General features: G+C 67.4%; 19 protein-coding genes. 6 read left to right on the top strand and 13 right to left on the bottom strand.

Annotated features, from left to right (window positions below; all coding sequences use genetic code 11):
• Positions 1–78: 78 nt before the first annotated feature.
• The 3 genes from AB5L97_RS06100 to AB5L97_RS06090 all read right to left on the bottom strand — a co-directional run bounded on the left by AB5L97_RS06100 (position 79) and on the right by AB5L97_RS06090 (position 3,794).
• Positions 79–1,197 carry a BMP family lipoprotein gene (locus AB5L97_RS06100; protein WP_369046881.1) on the bottom strand — a complete coding sequence of 373 codons (1,119 nt, stop codon included), beginning with the start codon at positions 1,195–1,197 and terminating at the stop codon, positions 79–81.
• 182 nt (positions 1,198–1,379) lie between these two features.
• Positions 1,380–2,579 (bottom strand): amidohydrolase, encoded by a 1,200-nt coding sequence (locus AB5L97_RS06095; protein WP_307957136.1) that lies wholly within the window; start codon positions 2,577–2,579, stop codon positions 1,380–1,382.
• 54 nt (positions 2,580–2,633) lie between these two features.
• Positions 2,634–3,794: a mannose-1-phosphate guanylyltransferase gene (locus tag AB5L97_RS06090; RefSeq protein WP_369046880.1), complete on the bottom strand. Its 1,161-nt coding sequence runs from the start codon at positions 3,792–3,794 to the stop codon at positions 2,634–2,636.
• 254 nt (positions 3,795–4,048) lie between these two features.
• Between AB5L97_RS06090 and sdhC the strand changes: the two genes are divergently transcribed.
• Genes sdhC through AB5L97_RS06070 form a run of 4 tightly spaced genes read left to right on the top strand, consistent with a single transcriptional unit; the run spans position 4,049 to position 7,504 of the window.
• Complete coding sequence (gene sdhC, locus AB5L97_RS06085) at positions 4,049–4,429, top strand: succinate dehydrogenase, cytochrome b556 subunit (protein WP_307957134.1); 381 nt, start codon at positions 4,049–4,051, stop codon at positions 4,427–4,429.
• A gap of 1 nt (position 4,430) precedes the next feature.
• On the top strand, positions 4,431–4,910 hold the full coding sequence (locus tag AB5L97_RS06080; protein WP_307957133.1) for a succinate dehydrogenase hydrophobic membrane anchor subunit: 480 nt from the start codon (positions 4,431–4,433) through the stop codon (positions 4,908–4,910).
• A 24-nt stretch (positions 4,911–4,934) separates the two neighbouring features.
• Positions 4,935–6,722, top strand: a complete 1,788-nt coding sequence (gene sdhA / locus AB5L97_RS06075) for a succinate dehydrogenase flavoprotein subunit (RefSeq protein ID WP_369046879.1) — start codon at positions 4,935–4,937, stop codon at positions 6,720–6,722.
• Entirely contained in the window at positions 6,722–7,504 is a 783-nt protein-coding gene (locus AB5L97_RS06070; RefSeq protein ID WP_307957131.1) for a succinate dehydrogenase iron-sulfur subunit, read from the top strand. Before sdhA ends, AB5L97_RS06070 begins: the two co-directional genes overlap by 1 nt.
• An 89-nt stretch (positions 7,505–7,593) precedes the next feature.
• On the opposite strand, the gene AB5L97_RS06065 is transcribed toward AB5L97_RS06070, so the two are convergent.
• The 8 genes from AB5L97_RS06065 to AB5L97_RS06030 all read right to left on the bottom strand — a co-directional run bounded on the left by AB5L97_RS06065 (position 7,594) and on the right by AB5L97_RS06030 (position 15,057).
• The gene (locus AB5L97_RS06065; RefSeq protein ID WP_369046878.1) at positions 7,594–8,895 is read right to left on the bottom strand and encodes a YihY/virulence factor BrkB family protein; all 1,302 of its coding nucleotides are present in this window, start codon (positions 8,893–8,895) and stop codon (positions 7,594–7,596) included.
• Positions 8,843–9,442: a 2'-5' RNA ligase family protein gene (locus AB5L97_RS06060; protein ID WP_307957129.1), complete on the bottom strand. Its 600-nt coding sequence runs from the start codon at positions 9,440–9,442 to the stop codon at positions 8,843–8,845. Before AB5L97_RS06060 ends, AB5L97_RS06065 begins: the two co-directional genes overlap by 53 nt.
• A 4-nt stretch (positions 9,443–9,446) precedes the next feature.
• Positions 9,447–10,484 (bottom strand): tryptophan--tRNA ligase, encoded by a 1,038-nt coding sequence (gene trpS / locus AB5L97_RS06055; protein WP_307957128.1) that lies wholly within the window; start codon positions 10,482–10,484, stop codon positions 9,447–9,449.
• A gap of 79 nt (positions 10,485–10,563) precedes the next feature.
• Positions 10,564–11,391 carry an exodeoxyribonuclease III gene (locus tag AB5L97_RS06050; protein ID WP_369046877.1) on the bottom strand — a complete coding sequence of 276 codons (828 nt, stop codon included), beginning with the start codon at positions 11,389–11,391 and terminating at the stop codon, positions 10,564–10,566.
• 9 nt (positions 11,392–11,400) lie between these two features.
• Positions 11,401–11,937 carry a hypothetical protein gene (locus AB5L97_RS06045; RefSeq protein ID WP_307957126.1) on the bottom strand — a complete coding sequence of 179 codons (537 nt, stop codon included), beginning with the start codon at positions 11,935–11,937 and terminating at the stop codon, positions 11,401–11,403.
• 483 nt (positions 11,938–12,420) lie between these two features.
• Positions 12,421–13,251 (bottom strand): ABC transporter permease, encoded by an 831-nt coding sequence (locus AB5L97_RS06040; RefSeq protein WP_307957125.1) that lies wholly within the window; start codon positions 13,249–13,251, stop codon positions 12,421–12,423.
• The gene (locus AB5L97_RS06035; protein WP_369046876.1) at positions 13,248–14,087 is read right to left on the bottom strand and encodes an ABC transporter permease; all 840 of its coding nucleotides are present in this window, start codon (positions 14,085–14,087) and stop codon (positions 13,248–13,250) included. Before AB5L97_RS06035 ends, AB5L97_RS06040 begins: the two co-directional genes overlap by 4 nt.
• Positions 14,088–14,118: 31 nt before the next feature.
• Positions 14,119–15,057, bottom strand: coding sequence for an ABC transporter ATP-binding protein (locus AB5L97_RS06030; RefSeq protein WP_307957123.1), 939 nt, complete (start codon positions 15,055–15,057; stop codon positions 14,119–14,121).
• 210 nt (positions 15,058–15,267) lie between these two features.
• Between AB5L97_RS06030 and AB5L97_RS06025 the strand changes: the two genes are divergently transcribed.
• On the top strand, positions 15,268–15,876 hold the full coding sequence (locus tag AB5L97_RS06025) for an oxidoreductase C-terminal domain-containing protein (protein WP_369046875.1): 609 nt from the start codon (positions 15,268–15,270) through the stop codon (positions 15,874–15,876).
• Here AB5L97_RS06025 and AB5L97_RS06020 read toward each other — a convergent pair.
• The gene (locus AB5L97_RS06020) at positions 15,846–16,841 is read right to left on the bottom strand and encodes a LysR substrate-binding domain-containing protein (protein WP_369046874.1); all 996 of its coding nucleotides are present in this window, start codon (positions 16,839–16,841) and stop codon (positions 15,846–15,848) included. The genes AB5L97_RS06025 and AB5L97_RS06020 overlap by 31 nt on opposite strands.
• Positions 16,842–17,040: 199 nt before the next feature.
• Between AB5L97_RS06020 and AB5L97_RS06015 the strand changes: the two genes are divergently transcribed.
• Entirely contained in the window at positions 17,041–18,420 is a 1,380-nt protein-coding gene (locus tag AB5L97_RS06015; protein WP_307957117.1) for an MFS transporter, read from the top strand.
• Positions 18,421–18,614: 194 nt separating this feature from the next.
• Here the strand turns inward: AB5L97_RS06015 and AB5L97_RS06010 are convergent, their stop codons facing one another.
• On the bottom strand, positions 18,615–19,511 hold the full coding sequence (locus AB5L97_RS06010) for a bifunctional methylenetetrahydrofolate dehydrogenase/methenyltetrahydrofolate cyclohydrolase (protein WP_369046873.1): 897 nt from the start codon (positions 19,509–19,511) through the stop codon (positions 18,615–18,617).
• Positions 19,512–19,518 lie beyond the last annotated feature (7 nt).

Below are 19,518 nucleotides of genomic sequence, written 5' to 3'. Positions count from 1 at the left end.
GGGGCCAGCGTCAGTGCCCATCATGCCAGCGCCGCCCGCTGTGGAGGGCGGACGGCGCTGGAACAATGTGTGCGGTGCCTAACCCGTGACGGGGCTGGACTTCGACTCGACCTTGACGGTGCCGGAGACGATGTCCTTCGTGAGCTGGTCGAGCTCGCTCTTCATGTCAGCTGGGACCGAGGAGTCGAGATCGTGGAACGGTGCCAGGGCCACGCCGCCATTCGCGAGGGTTCCGACATACGGAGCCGCGTCGAACTTGCCCGAGGTGTCGTCCTTGAAGACGGCAGCGACGGCATCGGTCATCTTCTTCTGGACCGAGGTCAGGAGCACCGACTTGTAGTCGGGTGCAGTCAGGTAGCCGTCGGAGTCGACCCAGATGAGCTTCGCGTCCTGGCCGGCCTTCTTGGCGTCGAGGACAGCAGAGCCCGCGCCCGAGCCCACGGGGCCCGCCACCGGAAGGACGATGTCCGCGCCCTGCTGCAGGAAGCCCTGCGTGAGGACCTTGCCCTTGTCGATGGACTTGAAGTCGCCCACGAACGTGCCGTCCTGCTTGTCCTTGTCCCAGCCGAGGACCTGGACTGTCTTGTTCTTCTTCTGGTTGTAGTACTTCACGCCGTCGGCGAAGCCGTCCATGAAGATCGTGACCGTCGGGATGTTGAGCCCGCCGAACGTGGCGACCTTGCCGGTCTTGCTCTCCCCTGCGGCGAGGTAGCCGGCGAGGAAGGCTGCCTGGGCCGTGTTGTAGACGATCGGCTTGACGTTCTTCGGGAACGCCGGGTCGGTGTAGTCGATGATCGCGAAGTGGCTGTTCGGGTTCGCGGTCGCGGCGGCCTTGGTCGCGTCGCCGAGCAGGAAGCCGACGGTGACCGTGAGCTTGCAGCCGGCCTGCACCATCGACGTGAGGTTCGGCGTGTAGTCCGTATCAGCCTTGGACTGGACGTGCTTCTCCTGGATGCCGAGGTCCTTCACGGCCTTCTGGAGGCCTTCGTAGCCGGACTGGTTGAAGGACTTGTCGTCGAAACCGCCGGAGTCGGAGACCATGCAGCCCAGGTAGTTGGAGGCCGCTGCGCCGGATGTGCCGGACGGGCCAGACGTAGTGGGTGCGGCGCCGCAGCCTACGAGGGCGAGCGCTGCTGCCCCCGCGATGGCAACGCCGGCAAGTCCGGCCTTGGGAAGGCGGGAACGGAAGGGGTTCAAGTGGTCCTCCAGAGGGGAAGATGATCCTCAGCCCCGGGCTGCGTGTGACGGCGTCCGGGCGCGTGGTACAGCTCACAACGATACTCGGAAAGAAGTCCTTCACATAGAGCGGCGTCCCGCCGTCCTGGAATCGTTGGCGAATTGTTACCGTGAAGTAGCCGACCCTCGGCCCGCCCTTCACCTCAGAGGTCCCTGATGCTCCTCAGGGCGGCAGCGGTGAGCACCTGCACGCCGTAGCCGATCGCGGCCTCATCGACGATGTAGTCGCCGCGGTGGAGGTCGTACTCCTCGCCGCCGGGTGTGTGGGTGCCGAGCCGGAACATCGAACCGGGCACCTCGGCGAGGAACCAGGCGAAGTCCTCCCCGCCCATGGACTGGGGGGTCAGCACCACGGCGTCCTCCCCCAGCTCGGCGCGCGCGGCCGCCTCGAGCAGGGCGGTCTCGTGCTCGGAGTTCACAACGGGCGGGACCCCGCGGGTGTGCTCGAGGCTCACGTCGACCCCGTAGGGCGCTGCGACCTGCTGGACCACCTCGTCGAGGAGTTCTCCGGCGCTGTGCCATGCCTCGCGGTCCAGGCACCGCATGGTCCCGGCCATCGATCCCGAGGCCGGTATCGCGTTCGGGGCAGCCCCGGCGGAGATCTGTCCCCAGACCATTGACACACCGCTGCGCACGTCGACGCGCCGCGAGAGGACCGCGGGCACGTTGATCGCGATCTGGGCTAGCGCGAAGACGAGATCCTCCGTCAGGTGGGGACGCGAGGTGTGCCCGCCGCGGCCCGTGAGCGAGATCCTGATGGTGTCCGAGGCGGAGGTGATGGGCCCGATGCGCGTGCCGATCCTGCCGACTTCGATCCGCGGGTCGCAGTGCAGCGCCATGATCCGCGGCACACCGGAGAGGACCCCCTGGTCGATGCACGAGACGGCGCCGCCGGGCATGGTCTCCTCGGCCGGCTGGAAGATGACCCGCACCGTCGCGCCGAGCGGGCGCTCCCGGTCGAGCTCCGCTAGGGCGAGGGCGACGCCGAGGGCAACCGTCGTGTGGACGTCATGGCCGCACGCGTGGGTGACGCCGTGGTTGCGGGAGGCGAAGGGGAGGCCCGTCTCCTCGATGATGGGCAGCGCGTCGATGTCGCCGCGCACCGCCGTCGCGATCGGTCCGGAGCCGATGTCGACGACGACCCCGGTTCCCTCGAGCCGGCGGGGAGTGAGGCCGGCGGCCTCGAGTCGGGACGCGAGCCTGTCCGTGGTGCGGTACTCGTGGAACGAGAGCTCAGGGTGCGAATGGAGGTCCCTGCGGAAGGCGATCAGCTCGGGAAGGAGCGCCTCGAGCCGGGGCCCCACAAGCGGTGTGGGCTCGGTCTCCGTCGTGTAGTTTCGCACCTGTTCACAATAGCGTCACGACGCTGTGGCCCCGCCGTCATGCGCACGGGCCCGTCACAGAACGTCGGTGTCGCCGCTCGCCTTGAGGCCCGCCACAGCGTTCTTCACCTTCTGGGCGTGCTCGGTCGTGGTCACGAGGAGCGCGTCGGGAGTATCCACGATCACGACGTCCTGGATGCCGATGAGCGCGATGACCCGCTTCGTATCCGACACGACGATCCCGCTGGCGTCCTCGGTGAACACGCGGGCGCCCTCGCCGAGCACCGTCACCGAATCGACCTCGCGGGCACTGTTGAGCCGGCCGATGGCGGCGAAGTCGCCGACGTCGTCCCACCGGAACGCCCCGGGCACGACGGCGACGTCCCCGGCCGCGGCGGCAGGCTCGGCGACCGCATAGTCGATGGCGATCTTGGGAAGAGTCGGCCAGACCCTGGCCGCCACCTCGTCCCTCGCAGGAGTGTCCCAAGCCTCGGCGATCTCCGTGAGGCCTGCGAACAGCTCGGGCTGGTTGGCCTTGAGGTGCTCGAGCATGAGCGCCACTGGAGCAACGAACATGCCCGCGTTCCACAGGTACTCCCCCGTGGCGAGGTAGTCTTCGGCGACCTCGCGGCTGGGCTTCTCGACGAATTCGACGACGGCGCGCGCGCTCGGTGCGCCCTCGACCTCGAGCGCCTCGCCACGGCGGATGTAGCCGAAGCCGGTCGAGGGGTGCGTCGGTTCGATGCCGATCGTGACGATCTTGCCCCGCGGGCCGGAGGCCGCTGTGCGGATCGCCTCGAGCACGGCCGATTGGAAGACGCTGTCCGGGGAGATGACCTGGTCCGCGGCGAACGAACCCATGATGGCGTCCGGGTTGCGGCGGTGCAGGATGGCAGCAGCGAGTCCGATCGCTGCGCCCGAGTCCTTGGGCTCGCTCTCGAGCACGAGGTCCGCGGCGTCGAGTTCGGGGATCTGACGGCAGACTGCGGCGCGGTGCGCTTCGCCGGTCACGACGAGGAAGCGGCCGCGGGCCAGGGGCGTCAGCCTGTCATACGTCGCCCGGATGAGCGTGCTGCCGGAACCGGTGAGGTCGTGGAGGAACTTCGGGGCCGCGGCACGCGAAAGGGGCCACAGCCTGGTTCCCACGCCGCCTGCCGGGATCACGGCGACGAACCGGTCGAGCGGGTCCGCAGTGGTGGGAACGGCGTCCCGGGCAGGGGCTGGAGAGTCAGTCATCGAGCCCAACTGTAATGGAGCACGCGAGACTTCCACGGCCTCGGACCGCCGCAAGCAAGGCGCACCGATGTGATAATGCCCACGCGTCTGAACCGAAGACCGGTGCGAATTGAGTAAGCTGTGGGCGAAGTCTAGATTTAGGCTGGAGCTCGATTAGGTGAGCGTGCCCTGCGCACAACAGGGCCACTCCGCACCGGTTGCCCCCACCGCATGGGCCCCATGCGGGCACCGGTGCCCGCAGGGAGGTTTATTCAGTGCCGACAAAACCAGCTGGCACCCTGTACCGCGGCCGTGAAGGCATGTGGTCTTGGGTGGTACACCGGATTACCGGTGTCGTGATTTTCTTCTTCTTGTTGGTGCACGTCCTCGACACCTCGCTCGTGCGGGTGTCCCCCGACGTGTACACCGCCGTCATCGGCGAATACAAGAACCCGCTCATGGCCCTCGGAGAGACCGGCCTCGTCGCCGCGATCCTCTTCCACGCCTTCAACGGCCTCCGCGTGATCCTCGTGGACTTTTGGAAGAGCGGCCCGAAGTACCAGCGCCAGATGCTCTGGACGGTCGTCGTCATCTGGGTCATCGCGTTCGCGGGCTTCGCCATCCGCCACCTCTCACTCTCGCTGGGAGCCCACTGACATGAGCACAGCACCTGAAATCCGCGCGCCGCGCACTACCTCCGCCACCGGACGCATCGCCCCGCAGTACAAGCGCTCGGGCGGCTCCAAGAGCCAGTTCGAGATGCTTGCGTGGCTGTTCATGCGCCTCTCCGGCGTGGTCCTCGTGGTCCTCATCTTCGGCCACCTCACGGTGAACCTGCTGCTGGGCCAGGGTGTCCACGGCATCGACTTCGGCTTCGTGGCGGGCAAGTGGGCCGATCCGTTCTGGCAGGTCTGGGACCTCGCGATGCTCTGGCTTGCGATGCTCCACGGCACGAACGGCGTCCGCACGATCATCAACGACTACGCCGAACGCGACTCCGTCCGCTTCTGGCTGAAGATGGTCCTGTTCGCGGCGAGCGCCGTCATCGTCATCCTCGGCACGCTCGTGATCTTCACGTTCGATCCGTGTCCGCATGGGATCACGACCGGACTCCCCGACTTCTGCCCCGCGGCGTAACCCCCTGAAAGAGAGCATCTAAGCATGCAGGTCCACAAATACGATGTGGTGATCGTCGGCGCCGGTGGCGCCGGCATGCGGGCGGCGATCGAGTCCGGCCAACGGGCCCGTACCGCCGTGCTGACCAAGCTGTACCCCACCCGGTCGCACACGGGAGCCGCCCAGGGCGGCATGTGCGCGGCACTCGCCAACGTCGAGGAAGACAACTGGGAGTGGCACACGTTCGACACCGTCAAGGGCGGCGACTACCTCGTCGACCAGGACGCCGCGGAGGTCATGGCCAAGGAGGCCATTGACGCCGTACTGGACCTTGAGAAGATGGGCCTGCCGTTCAACCGGACCCCCGAGGGCCGGATCGACCAGCGCCGCTTCGGCGGGCACACCCGTGACCACGGCAAGGCGCCCGTGCGGCGCGCGTGCTACGCCGCTGACCGCACCGGTCACATGATCCTCCAGACGCTTTACCAGAACTGCGTCAAGCACAACGTCGAGTTCTACAACGAGTACTACGTGCTCGACCTGCTCGTGGTCGAAGAGGACGCAACCCGCGCGGACGGCACCCCCTTCAAGCAGAAGCGCGTGGCCGGCGTCGTGAGCTACGACCTCGCCTCGGGTGAGCTCCACGTCTTCCAGGCGAAGTCCGTCATCTTCGCAACGGGCGGTGCAGGCAAGGTCTTCAAGACCACCTCGAACGCCCACACCCTGACGGGCGACGGCATGGGCATCGCGTTCCGCCGGGGAATCCCGCTCGAGGACATGGAGTTCATCCAGTTCCACCCGACGGGCCTCGCGGGCCTCGGCATCCTCCTCTCGGAAGCCGCCCGTGGCGAAGGCGCGATCCTGCGCAACTCCGAGGGTGAGCGCTTCATGGAGCGCTACGCGCCGACCATCAAGGACCTCGCGCCGCGCGACATCGTGGCCCGTTCGATGGCCAATGAGGTCCGTGAGGGCCGCGGCGCGGGGCCGAACAAGGACTACGTGCTCCTCGACCTGACGCACCTCGAGCCCGCGCACATCGACGCGAAGCTCCCGGACATCACCGAGTTCGCCCGCACGTACCTCGGCGTCGAGCCCTACACGGAGCCGGTCCCGGTGTTCCCGACAGCGCACTACATCATGGGCGGCGTGCCGACCAACATCAAGGGCGAGGTCCTCCAGGACAACGACACGATCATCCCGGGCCTGTACGCCGCGGGCGAGGTCGCGTGCGTGTCGGTCCACGGCTCCAACCGCCTCGGCACCAACTCGCTGCTCGACATCAACGTCTTCGGCAAGCGCTCCGGCATCAACGCCGCCGAGTACGCCAAGACCGCCGAGTATGTCGAGATCCCTGAGGACCCGGCTGCCGAGACCGTCGCCCTGCTCGACGCAGTCCGCACCGCCTCCGGCACCGAGCGGATCGCCGCGATCCGCTCGGACCTGCAGGAGACCATGGACGCGAACATGCAGGTGTTCCGCACTGCCGACTCGATCGCCCAGGCGCTCTCCGACATCGCGACGCTGCGCGAGCGCTACAGGAACATCAGCATCCAGGACAAGGGCAAGCGCTTCAACCTCGATCTCCTCGAGGCCGTGGAGCTCGGCTTCCTCCTGGACCTCGCCGAGGCCATGACCGTTGCGGCCCTGCACCGCAAGGAGTCTCGCGGTGGCCACTACCGCGAGGACTTCCCAGACCGCGACGACGCCAACTGGATGAAGCACACCATGCTCTACAAGGACGACGCCGCGGAAACCGAAGGCATCAAGGGCCTCCGCTTCGGCACGAAGCCCGTGATCTTCACCCGTTACGAGCCGATGGAGCGTAAGTACTGATGAGTGCCCCAACCGTAGAGCCCGCCTCCAAGGTCGAGCTGCCCGCAAGCGTGGGCGGCGGGGGCGAGATCCCCACGTTCGACGTGACGCTCCGTGTGCGCCGCTACGACCCCGAGGTCTCCGAGGAGTCCTCGTGGGAAGAGTTCAAGCTCACCATGTACGGGACGGACCGTGTGCTCGACGCGCTGCACAAGGTCAAGTGGGAGCAGGACGGATCGCTCTCGTTCCGCCGCTCGTGTGCACACGGCGTGTGCGGCTCGGATGCCATGCGCATCAACGGCCGCAACCGTCTGGCCTGCAAGACGCTCCTCAAGGACCTCGACACGTCCAAGCCGATCCTGGTGGAGCCCATCAAGGGCCTCCCGGTCGAGAAGGACCTGATCGTGGACATGGAGCCCTTCTTCCAGTCCTACCGCGAGATCATGCCGTTCCTCATCTCCAAGGGCCACGAGCCGACCAAGGAGCGCCTGCAGTCCGCCGAGGAGCGCGAGCGGTTCGACGACACGACCAAGTGCATCCTGTGCGCCGCGTGCACGTCGTCCTGCCCGGTGTTCTGGACGGACGGGCAGTACTTCGGCCCGGCCGCGATCGTCAACGCGCACCGCTTCATCTTCGACTCGCGCGACGATGCCGGTGATATGCGCCTCGAGATCCTCAATGACAAGGAAGGCGTGTGGCGCTGCCGCACGACCTTCAACTGCACCGAGGCATGCCCCCGCGGCATTCAGGTGACGCAGGCGATCGCCGAGGTCAAGCAGGCCATCCTGACCCGCAAGGTCTGATACGGTCCTGACCACGCTCGGAAGGGGGCGCCGCTCATGCGAGCGGCGCCCCCTTCGGCGTCCCCAACGGGGCGGGGGTCTACGGCACGTCAGCCGGTGGGGACCTCGTCCTTGCGACGCCGCAGGCTGCCGAGCCACGCGAAGGGACCCGATGCTCGACGGCGACCCTCGCCCGGCGCCTGCCGCGCGCCGTCGTGCGTGGCCGGCACTGCCACCGGGGCTGATGCGTTCGGGGAGGACCCATGCAGGGCCGACTCGTGCTGGGTCTGGGACCTGGCGTTCGCACGGGTGAGCGCAGCCGAGGGACGCGCCACGTGGTGCGCCGATCCGAAGGATTCAACGCGCTTCGGGGTTGCGGCGGCGAGGTCCGCCTCACGGATCGCGCTCCACGCCGCGGAGACGAGATACACCTGGCTCACGAGGTTGAACCAGATGAGCAGGCCGATGATGATCGCGAAGGGTGCCAGGAGCGGGTTCGCGCCGGCCCTCGCGAGGAGCTGCGTGCTGAAGGCCTGGAGCACCGATGACCCGATCCCCGCGAGGAGCGTCCCCTCGAAGAGCGCGCGGCGGCTGAGCTTGAGGCCGCCCGCGAGCCGGAAGAGGATGAGCGCCGTGAGCACGTTGAGCACGAGCGGAATGAGGAGGCCGATCAGCCACCCGACCGGGGCGACGAATGCGCCGTCGATCCCCAGCAGGCCGGCGAGGAAATGCACGGCCGAGGTGAACGCAACACTCACTGCGGAGGTCAGCACGAGCAGGACGCCCAGGAGCAGGAGCGTTCCGATATCGCGGACCTTGACAATGATGGGGTTGCCCTTGAGCGGAGGGACGCCCACCACGCCGCGCAGCCCGTCCCGCAGGCTCGTGATCCAGCCCAGTGAGGAGAACAGGGTCACGAGGATCGCGATGACGGCCGTGACCCCGATACCCGTGGGGTTCAGCAGGGTCTTGGGGTCGACGAGCCCGTCCGAGCCGTCTACCTTCAGGAGGCCGGGCGCGGCCTTCGCGACGCTGTGCACCACTTGGTCGACGAGATCAGGGTTCCCGGCCAGGACGAGCGCGGCCAAGGAGAAGCCCGTGGCCAGAAGCCCGAAGATCGAGAAGAACATATTGAAGCCGATGCCGGCACTCATGAGCGGACCGTGCTGGAGACTGTAGTGAGTCCACGCGCGCATGGGCCGGAAGGCCTTGAGCCTGGCCACGAGCCACAGGAGTGCGGCCAGCGCGGTCTTCGGCAGGCTTCCATCACGGCGGGCCCGGCCGAGCGCCTGCCGCTTGTGGATCACCTCGAGCTTGAGCAGCGCCCGTTCTGTGGGCAGGGGCGGTTCGTCGTCGCGCCTAGCCTTCGTGCTTCCCTTCGCGGGGAACTTCCGGTCGCGTACCAAAGTCAAGCTCTTCCTTCAGCTGCCATAACCCGTCGGAATCGTGCTCGTACAGGCCCATGCTAGCCACAGTGAAGGACTCGCTGTAGGACTTCAGCGCATTCTGCGCCTCGTCCAGCCGCTCTGGCTGGAGATCATGCGCCACCGTGACGTGCGGGTGGTAGGGGAACTGGAGGGCGCGTGCGAGCGGCCCCTTCTGCAATTCGCGGTGGAGCCGCACGCACTCGTCGAAGCCCTCGGCCACGTTGACGTACACGACCGGGGAGACCGGGCGGAACGACCCCGTGCCCTGCAGTCTCACCCTGAAGGGGTGCATACGGGACGCCACGGCGCGCACGTGCCGCTCGGTGGCCTCCCAGTCGTCGGTCTCCGTCGTTGTCACGAGGGTGATGTGCGCGGGGATGAGGTCGGCGAGGCTGTCACCGAAGGATTCGCGCCATCCCCGCAGGTCCTCGGCGATCCGGTCGGGAAACTCGAGAATCACGCCGACAAGCGGGCTCCCCGACGGCGCAGCCGCCTCCGGACTCGCCTCTCTCCCGTCCTGAAGCTCAGGCATGGCCTCAGGCGAAGGTCGCCGCCGCCGGCGGGAGGAACCCGACGCGCTCATAGACGTCCGCTAGGGTCTTCGATGCGATCTCGCGGGCCTTCGCGGCGCCCCGCGCGAGGAGGCGGTCGAGCTCGGCGGGGTCCTCGAGGAGCTCCTCGGTGCGGGCCTTGATCGGCGCCACCACGTCCACGACGGTCTGAGCGACGTCCGCCTTGAGGTGGCCGTACATCTTGCCCTCATAGGAGGCCACGAGCTCGTCCATGTCCTGCCCGGTGATCGTCGCCATGATCGTGAGCAGGTTCGACACGCCGGGCTTCGTCTCACGGTCGAACCGTACGACCGTCTCGGTGTCCGTCACCGCGGACTTGACCTTCTTGGCCGTGGCCTTCGGATCGTCGAGGAGGTTGATGAGACCGTTGGGCGATTCAGCCGACTTCGACATCTTCGCCGTCGGGTTCTGGAGGTCGTAGATCTTCGCGGACGATGGCGGGATGAGCGCCTCGGGGACCGTGAATGCCTCGCCGAACCGGGTGTTGAACCGGTGCGCAAGCGTGCGCGCGAGCTCGAGGTGCTGGCGCTGGTCCTCCCCCACGGGAACCCCATAGGGCTTGTAGAGCAGGATGTCCGCGGCCATGAGCATCGGATACATGAACAGGCCTGCGCTCGTCGAGTCCTGGCCGTAGCGGGCCGACTTGTCCTTGAACTGCGTCATCCGGGCGGCCTCGCCGAAGCCCGTGATGCAGGCGAGGACCCACGCGAGTTCAGCGTGCTCGGGCACGTGGGACTGGACGAACAGGGCGGACTTCTCGATGTCGATCCCACCGGCGATGTACTGTGCCGCGGTGAGGCGCGTACGATGCCTAAGCTCGGCGGGATCGGTCTGGACCGTGATGGCGTGCAGGTCCGGGATGAAGTAGAAGCACTCGTAGTCGTCCTGGAGGCGGACCCAGTTGACGAGCGCGCCGAGGTAGTTGCCGAGGTGGAGCGAATCACCCGAGGGCTGCATGCCCGAGAGGAGACGCTGGCGGGAAGTGGGGGCAGTGGAGGTCATAGGTAGGTGCTTCCGGGTCTAAAAGCGTGTAGTCGACATCTGGAGCTTGTCATCGATATCTGGAGCTTGTCATCGATATCTAGAGCTTGTAATCGATAACGAGAGGGGCATGGTCGGACCATCGGGTGTCCCAGGCGGTCGCCCGATCCACGACGGCGTTGCGCGCCACCGCGCCGAGGCCCGGCGTCGCCATCTGGTAGTCGATGCGCCATCCCGCGTCGTTGTCGAATGCCTTGCCGCGCTGCGACCACCACGTGTACGGTCCGTCGATCGGGCCCGCGAGCTCGCGGTGGACGTCCTTCCAGCCGATTTCGTTGCCGAAGAACCGATCGAAGTAGACGCGTTCCTCGGGGAGGAAGCCGGCACGCTTCTGGTTGGCCTTCCAGTTGCGGATGTCGAGCTCGGTGTGGCCCACGTTCAGGTCGCCCACGACGAGCGCGTAGTCGGAGTGCTCGGCGAGCTCCGGTAGGCGCTTGAGCATGACGTCCAGGAACCGGTACTTGTCCTCCTGCTTCGGGGTCCCAGCCTCGCCGGAATGCACATAGGCGCTGACCACGGTGAGCTGCCTACCGCCGTCGAGCGCGAAATCCGCCTCGATCCAGCGGCCCGCCGTGGCGAAGTAATCGTCGCCGATACCGACGCGCGTCGCCGTGGGTACCTGGCGCGAGGCGATCGCAACCCCTGCACGGCCCTTCGCGTCGGCCTCGGCGTGCAGCACGCTCCACCCCTCGAAGTACTCGTGCACGATCTCGTCCGGGGCACGGACCTCCTGCAGGCACAGAATGTCGACCCCGCGCGGCGCAAGCCACTCCTGCATGCCCTTGCGCCACGAGGCCCGCAGGCCGTTGACGTTGACAGTCGCGATGCGCAGGGCCCCGTCCTTGGGGGCCGCTTCGGGAGAAGTCACCTAGCCACTCTACCCCTCGTCGATGACCGTCCCGGAGACGGGTGCGGAGTCGTCGGGGCGAAGCATGTCACGGGCGTTGGCCGCGGTGATCTGGATGGTTTCGAGGGCTCGGGCCACCTGCTCGTCGTCCTTGCCGAGGTTGTCCCGGACCACCCGTTCCTGGACTTGGATGATCTTGAAGGAGTGGTCGAGCTTGAGGTCGCGGACGTCGTCGACCGAGCGGGCCTCACTGGCCGCTGTGCCCGACACCGAGGGCGCTCGGCCGCCGAACTGCCCCGCCATGCGCTCGAAGCGTTCCTGGGCCTTGCGGCCCGCGCTGCGCACCGTGGTGAACACGAACACGGCGAAGACGAGCCAGCCGAACGAGATGACGGCCACGATCCAGCCGATCACCTGGCTCTGGTTGGCCGCGAAGACCACCGCCACGAGAAACGCGAGCACGAGCACCGAGAGGCCGAGCGCGCCGACCCTGAAGCCGCCTCCTCGGCGAGACCCCGGCGCGGCGTCGGGCTGCTGGGACGGGTTCTGGTGGCCGAGACTCTGCATGCCCTCCATTGTCCCAGACCGACGGCGGCCCCCCGCACCCACCCAGATCACCCCCTGCACCGCCCCGAGGTCACCCCGTGTGGGCACGAAGTCACCCGTCCTGGGCGCGAAGTCACCCCCTGTGGGCGCGAAGTCACCCGTCCTGGGCGCGAAGTCACCCCCTGTGGGCGCGAAGTCACCCGTCCTGGGCGCGAAGTCACCCCCTGTGGGCGCGAAGTCACCCGTCCTGGGCGCGAAGTCACCCCCTGTGGGCGCGAAGTCACCCGTCCTGGGCGCGAAGTCACCCCCTGTGGGCGCGAAGTCACCCCGTGTGGGAGCGAGATCGCCCCCTGCTCCCCGCATCAACGTCTTTACATCCGATATCGCGAGCAGCGCAAGGCACGAGTAGACCTGATCGGCAGGCGACGCCCACCGTGCCTGGCATGCGGGCCGTCAGACGGCGTGACCTCGGCGCCACACGGGGTGACCTCGGCGGATGGGTAGTCAGCGGAGGAACAGGGACCTCAATCGTCGGGTCGTGAAGGAGACACCCACGAGGATCATCGCCGCGTAGTACAGCAGATGGACCCAGGTTGCCGGGCTGAACACACCGATGCTGATCTGCCGCATGAGCTCCACTCCATGCCATAGAGGGAACGCCTGCACGATCCACTGCACCGGCAGCGGATACACCGAGAGCGGGTAGAACGTGGCCGAGAACAGGAACATCGGCAGCATGAAGAACGTGATCATGTCCATCTGCTGGAACGTCTTCATGTAGCTCGTCACGGCCATGCCGAACGAGGCGAAGCCGAAGGCGACCATCACCGACGCCGGCACGAGCAGAAGCGCCCACGGCGTGGTGACGAGGCCCATGAGCGCCATGACACCCGTGAATCCGAGCGCATAGAGGAACCCGCGGAAGAGCGCCATGACGATCTCGCCCATGGCGATGTCCAGCGGGCCGAGGGACGTATAGAGCATGCCCTGGTAGATCTTGCCGAAGTGCATCTTGAAGAACACGTTCCATGTCGAGTCGTAGATGGCTCCGTTCATCGCTGACACAGCGAGGAGCGCTGGCGCGATGTACGCCGCGTAGGAGATCTGCGCCCCGCCGGGCCCCTCGACCGCACCCACGAGGCTCCCGAGCCCAATCCCCATCGACAGCAGGTAGAAGACCGGCTCGAAGAACCCGGAGACGAGGATGATCCAGTTCTGGCTCTTGATAACGCGGAATCCGCGCTCGACGACGGCCTGCGTGTTCCCGGAGTACAGGGCCCCGAATGGGCGGCGGCTCGGGGCGATCGCGTAGTCGTCGTCGGTCAGGACGCTCACTTGCCCATCCTCTTCGTATAGTTCCGCCGCGCCCACCAAATGCCGACACCCCACAGCACCGCGAGGTAGAGCACATGCACGACGACGAGCCAGCCCGGTTCCGCAAGCCCGTAGGAGACGATCCGGCCGAGCTGGTTCCCGTGCCACAGGGGCGAGATCCAGCCGATCCACTGCATGCCGATCGGCATGGTGGCCAGTGGATAGAACGTCGCGGAGAACAGGAAGAGCGGCATCACGATGAAGCGCTGGATCATCGAGAACTGGAAGTTCTCCTTCTCGATGTGGGCCGAGTACGCCATGAGCGGCGCCCCGAACGCCATCCCCGTGAGCACCCCGAGAGGCACGAGCAGCCAGGACCACGGCCCGGGGGCCGCGCCGAACAGGAGCATGATGAAGAAGAACACAAGGCTCTGGATAAGCAACCGCACCCCTACCGCCATGATGTGGCCGGCGGCGAGCTGGCCCGGGACGAGCGGCGTGACGTGCGGCCCGTAGTAGATCCGGCGCCACTTGAATCCGTCCATGACGGGGAACATCATCTCGTTCGCGCTCGTCATCACGGCGCTCGACACCAGCAGTGCCGGGGCTGCGAACGCGAGGTACCCCACGCCGTCGAACGCGCCGTGTGCCGCCGCGCCCTGCCCGGAGGAGCTGCGGTCCACGATCGAGGCGAGGCCCACCCCCATCGAGAAGAGGTACAGGAGCGGATTGCCGACGCTCGTGACGATGATCGTGACGAGGTAGGCGCGCATGCTGCGGAGCATGTGTTCGGCGAAGTAGAACGAGCCCCAGCGGCGCGCCTTCGCGGCGGAGACCTCGGGGGTGTGCGCTGACAACAGCCTCCTAGGTTTCGCCCGCCGCGACGTCTCAGTCAACGAGGGACCTTCCCGTCAACCGCAGGAAGACGTCCTCGAGCGAGGCCCGGCGGACGAGGGACGTGATCGGATGCAGGCCGCGGGAGCGGATCTGCTCAAGGGACGCCTCGCCGTCCTCCGTGTAGACCAGCACACGGTCCGGAAGGGCCTCGATGCGATGCCCGACCCCGTCGAGCTCGCCCACGACGGCGGCGTTCCGCTCCGCGCCGAACCGCACCTCGAGCACCTCCCGGCTCGAGTGCTGCCGGATGAGCGCGGACGGAGACCCCTCGGCCATGATCCGGCCCTTGTCGACCACGATGAGCCGATCGCACAGCTGCTCGGCCTCGTCCATGTAATGGGTCGTGAGGACCAGAGTGACGCCCTGTTCCTTGAGGCGGAACAGCCGGTCCCACAACACGTGCCGCGCCTGCGGGTCCAGCCCCGTGGTCGGCTCGTCGAGGAGCAGTATCTTGGGGTCGTTGACGAGCGATCTGGCAATCGTGAGGCGGCGCTTCATGCCGCCCGAGAGCGAATCGACCTTGGCCCCGGCCTTGTCCTCGAGCTGGGCGAAGGCGAGCAGCTCGTCCGCACGCTGCCTGAGGTAGCTCATGGGCAGTCCGAAGTACCGGCCGTAGACGATGAGGTTGTCGCGGACGCGGAGCTCCTCGTCGAGGTTGTCCTGCTGGGGCACTACGCCGAGATGCGCCCGGACCTCGGGGCCCTGCTCCTCGGGGTCGAGGCCCATGATGGTCAGGCGGCCGGACGTGCGCTGGGTGACGCCGCCGATCATCCGCATCGTTGTCGACTTGCCAGCGCCATTGGGTCCGAGGAGGCCGAAGGACTCGCCAGCCGGGACGTCGAAGGTGATGCCGTCCACGGCATTGGACTCCCCATACGTCTTGACGAGGTCCTCCGCCGCAATGACGGTTCTGCGAGCTGCCTCATTCACGGCTGGCCCCCTGGCAGGTGCTGAAGCGGAGTGTGACACAGATTGCACCCTAGTACGGGGGTCCCACATCCGCAACGAATCTTTCACAACGGGATGACAGCTCTCGTTAAGTTTCCCCGCCAAGCCGAGGCGCCATCCGCGCGAACGGTTCCTTCGGGATGAAATCCCTCAGCGCCCGGGCGCGCCGGGTGGCGTGCTGAGGTCACCGTCGTGGCGCCCACCGAGCGTCCTCTCCGCCGCTCCGTCTCCCCCGCCGTCTCGGCGTTCCTCGCCGAGCGGCACGGGCTCGACGGCGTCCGGCTCGAGCTTGGCGCGGCCGTAGACGGGGACAACGGCGGCATCACGGTCGACGGCGCCCTGCGCACCTCCGACCCCCGCGTGTTCGCGATCGGCGACTGCGCGAGCTTCCCGAGCGAGCACGCGGGCCACCGAGTGCGCCTCGAGTCCGTCCAGAACGCGACCGATCAGGGCCGACACCTCGCCGCGGTGCTCCTCGGGCAGGATCTCGGCGAGTACCGGGAGCTTCCCTGGTTCTGGACCCATCAGGGACGCACCAAGGTGCAGATCGCCGGGATCGGCAGGCCCAGCGCGCACCGCATAGTCCGGGGCGACCGCTCGTCGGGGAAGTTCTCCGTCTTCTCCTTCGACGGGGCCCACCCGGGCGCGGCGCTCCTCCCTGTCGAGAGCGTGAACAGTCCAGGCGACCATCTGGCCGCCCGCAGGATCCTCGAGGCCGGCCGGACGCCGTCGCCCGCTGATCTGGCGGACCCGTCTTTCGACCTGAAGGCCTATTCGCGGTTCGTGCCGCTTCCCGCATGAGGCGACGTCCCCTTGGTAGCCGGCCCGGCGGCGTCGTGCGTCCTGCCGGGCTGCACCGCGTGCCCGTAGCAGCCGAGCTTCTCGACTGCGTAATCGAGCAGCGCGGCAGCCCGCGGGGTGAGAGCCATGTCCTCTGGCCAGATGGCGACGACGTGCGAGGCTGTCGCGGACGGATCGAGCGGGCGCACCGCGACAGGCCGGCCCTCGACGCTGACCGGAAGCACGTTGGGTCGGGACATGAGCAAGCCGTAGCCGACGCCGCGGCCCACGAGGGCCTGGACGAGGATGATCTGTGGCACCCGAGCGACGATCCTCGGCTCGAGTCCGCGCGCAGCGAAGGCCTCGACGGTATTGAGTGTGCTGGGGCTCGACTCGTAGTGGATGAGCGGCTCGGCCGCGAGGTCGGCGAGGTCCACCGTGCTACGCGCCGCGAGCGGATGGTCCGGATGCAGGTGCGCCTCGAGTTCCGTCGCATAGATCTCGCGACGGCGGTACCCGGCAGGCAGGAACATGTCGTACACGATGGCGACGTCGAGGCGGCCGGACTCCAGCGCAGGCAGCAGGTCATCGTTGGTCCCCACCGTGATCTCGAGGTCCACTCCGGGATGCCTGAGCGGGAAGCCCTCGAGGAGCTCGGGCACCACACTCGTGGCGAAGCTCGCGAAGCAGCCGAGCTTCACCGGCCCCCGCAGGTCCTCGCCCCGCCGCGCGTCCAGCACGAGTTCCCGGGTGTCCGCCAGGATCCGGCGCGCACGCATCGCGAAGTGCTGGCCCGCGGGTGTCAGGGCCAGCCCGCGTGCCTTGCGGCGCACGCACAGCTGCTCCCCTACCGCCTTCTCAAGCCCGGTGATGGCCTGCGAAAGCGCCGACTCCGAGATGTGCAGATGGACCGCGGCCGCGCTGAGCGTGTCGAAGTCGGGCAGCGCAGCAAACAGCTCGAGCTGCCTCAGGGTCACCTCCGCCATTGCCGCTTCCTTTCGTCGCCACCAACTTCTTAAGTACAGCCGAACTTTATCCGCAATTATCTGACGTTTACACGAGGAAGTGGGGCAGCTCACCATAGAGTCACCGCAGTGCTCCCTACAGCTGGCCCACCGGGCCAACCCAACCGCACCCCCCGCACCCGTGAGGCATCACAGTCGATGCCACTCCGAAGGACAGGCAATGACCACCACTAGAGCCGTGAGCAGCCCGGCCACCCAGCGACGGGTCGCATTCGCGACCATCATCGGCACCACCATCGAGTGGTACGACTTCTTCATCTATGCCACGGGCGCAGGGCTCGTGTTCGCCCAGCTCTTCTTCAAGCCCGCCGGCGAGGACATCGGGCTCCTCCTCTCCTTCGCGACCGTCGGCATCTCGTTCCTGTTCCGCCCGCTCGGCGCATTCCTGGCCGGGCACTTCGGCGACGTGATCGGCCGACGGTCGATGCTCGTCCTCACCCTCATCCTGATGGGCGCATCGACAACCCTCATCGGTGTCCTGCCGACGTTCGCCCAGATCGGCATCGGCGCTCCGATCCTGCTGCTGCTCCTGCGCATCCTCCAGGGCGTCTCAGCAGGGGGCGAGTGGGGCGGCGCCGTCCTCATGGCCGTCGAGCACGCTCCGGCCGACCGCCGAGGCCGCGCGGGCGCCTTCCCACAGCTCGGCGTGCCCCTCGGCATGCTCCTCGCCTCCGGCGTCATGGCGATCATGACGGGTCTCGTCTCCCCCGGAAAGGCGTTCCTCGAGTGGGGCTGGCGCGTTCCGTTCCTCCTGAGCGTCGTGCTCATCGTGGTCGGCTTCCTCGTGCGGCGCTCCGTCGAGGAGAGCCCGGTCTTCGCTGAGATCGCCGAGCGCGGCCAGCAGACCAAGGTCCCGATCGTGGCCCTGTTCCGCAAGCACTGGCACCTCGTGATCCTCGCCGCCCTCGTCTTCGTGGGCAACAACGCGGCCGGCTACATGACGACCGGCGGCTTCCTCCAGGGCTATGCGACGGGCAAGCTCAAGATGGACCCCACAACGGTGCTCCTCGCCGTGACCGTCGCGGCGGCCGTCTGGTTCTTCTCGACCCTCGCCGCAGGCTATCTCGCCGACACGATCGGGCGCAGGAACACCTATCTCATCGGCTTCGCGATCCAGTCGGTCATGGTGTTCGTGGTGTTCTTCTTCGTCAATGCGGGAACCGTCGCCGGTCTCTACACGGGGCTCGTCCTCTTCTCGGTCGGCCTCGGCCTGACGTACGGACCGCAGGCGGCGTGGTACTCCGAGATCTTCCCGGCCTCCGTGCGGTTCTCCGGCGTATCGATCTCCTACGCGATCGGCGCGATCCTCGGCGGCGCGTTCGCGCCGACCATCGCCCAGGCGCTCCTTCAGGCCACCGGCAGCACTGTGTCGATCTCGGTCTACCTGCTCATCGCGACCATCGTGTCCATCGCCGCTGTCCTGATGCTCCGCGACCGCCGCGGCATCCCGCTCGGCCCGGACCACGAGGACGAGCAGGCATCCGGCGCCACGATGTTCGCCCCCAACCTCTCCGCCAAGAAGGTCCAGGCCAAGGCCTGACGGCCCGCCTCAGAAGCTACTGAGGGACAACGTCTGGGGGTCACCTTCTGGGGGTCACGTCATGTGACTTCCAGAACGTGACCCCCAGGACGTGACTCCCGGACGCGCCCCGCTCAAGCGAAACGGGCGCGGGGTCATCCACCGCGGTGGATGACCCCGCAACTCAGGGAGCTGACTCCGCAACGCGGCTTGGTTCAGGCGAGGCCGGCTGCCCGCTCTGCGGCCTCAACCACATTGGTCATGAGGAGCGCCACGGTCATGGGGCCCACGCCGCCGGGGTTGGGTGAAAGGTAGCCGGCAACCTGGGCGACGTCCGGGTGCACGTCGCCGTACACCTTGGACTTGCCGCCCTCGGGGTCGTCCTCGCGGGTCACACCGACATCGAGCACGGCGGCACCGGGCTTGACGTCCTCAGGCTTCACGATGTGCTTCACGCCAGCCCCGGACACGATGACGTCCGCATCACGCAGGTACCGGCCCATGTCCGGGGTGCCGGTGTGGACGATCGTCACCGTCGCGTTGATCTCGCGACGGGTCAGCAGGAGCGGCATCGGCCGTCCGATCGTCACACCGCGGCCGACGACCACCACGTGCTTGCCCTTGAGGTCGTACCCGTTGCGCAGCAGGAGCTCGATGACCCCACGCGGCGTGCAGGGAAGCGGGGTGGTGATCTTCCCGTTGACGTTGAGCACGAGCCGCCCGAGGTTGGTCGGGTGCAGCCCGTCCGCATCCTTGGAGGGGTCGATCCGTGTAAGTAGCGCGTCCGTGTCCAGGTGCTTCGGCAGCGGCAGCTGCACAATGTACCCGTGGCAGGCGGGGTCCGCGTTGAGCTCGTCGAGGAGCGCCTCGACCTGCTCCTGCGTCGCGTCCGCGGGCAGTTCCTTCTGGATCGAGTTCATCCCGATCGCCTCGGACTGCCGGTGCTTCATCCCCACGTACAGTTGCGAGGCGGGGTCGCCGCCCACGAGCACGGTGGCGATCCCGGGGACCACACCCTTGGCTTTGAGCGCGGCGACCCGCTCGGCGAGTTCCACCTTGATGGCCGCCGAGGCGGCTTTCCCGTCGAGGACGACGGCGGTCTGTGCTGGCATCTCCCTG

The organism is Sinomonas sp. P10A9 (assembly GCF_041022165.1).
Classification (GTDB): domain Bacteria; phylum Actinomycetota; class Actinomycetes; order Actinomycetales; family Micrococcaceae; genus Sinomonas; species Sinomonas puerhi.
This window is presented reverse-complemented; position numbering and strand designations above follow the sequence as displayed.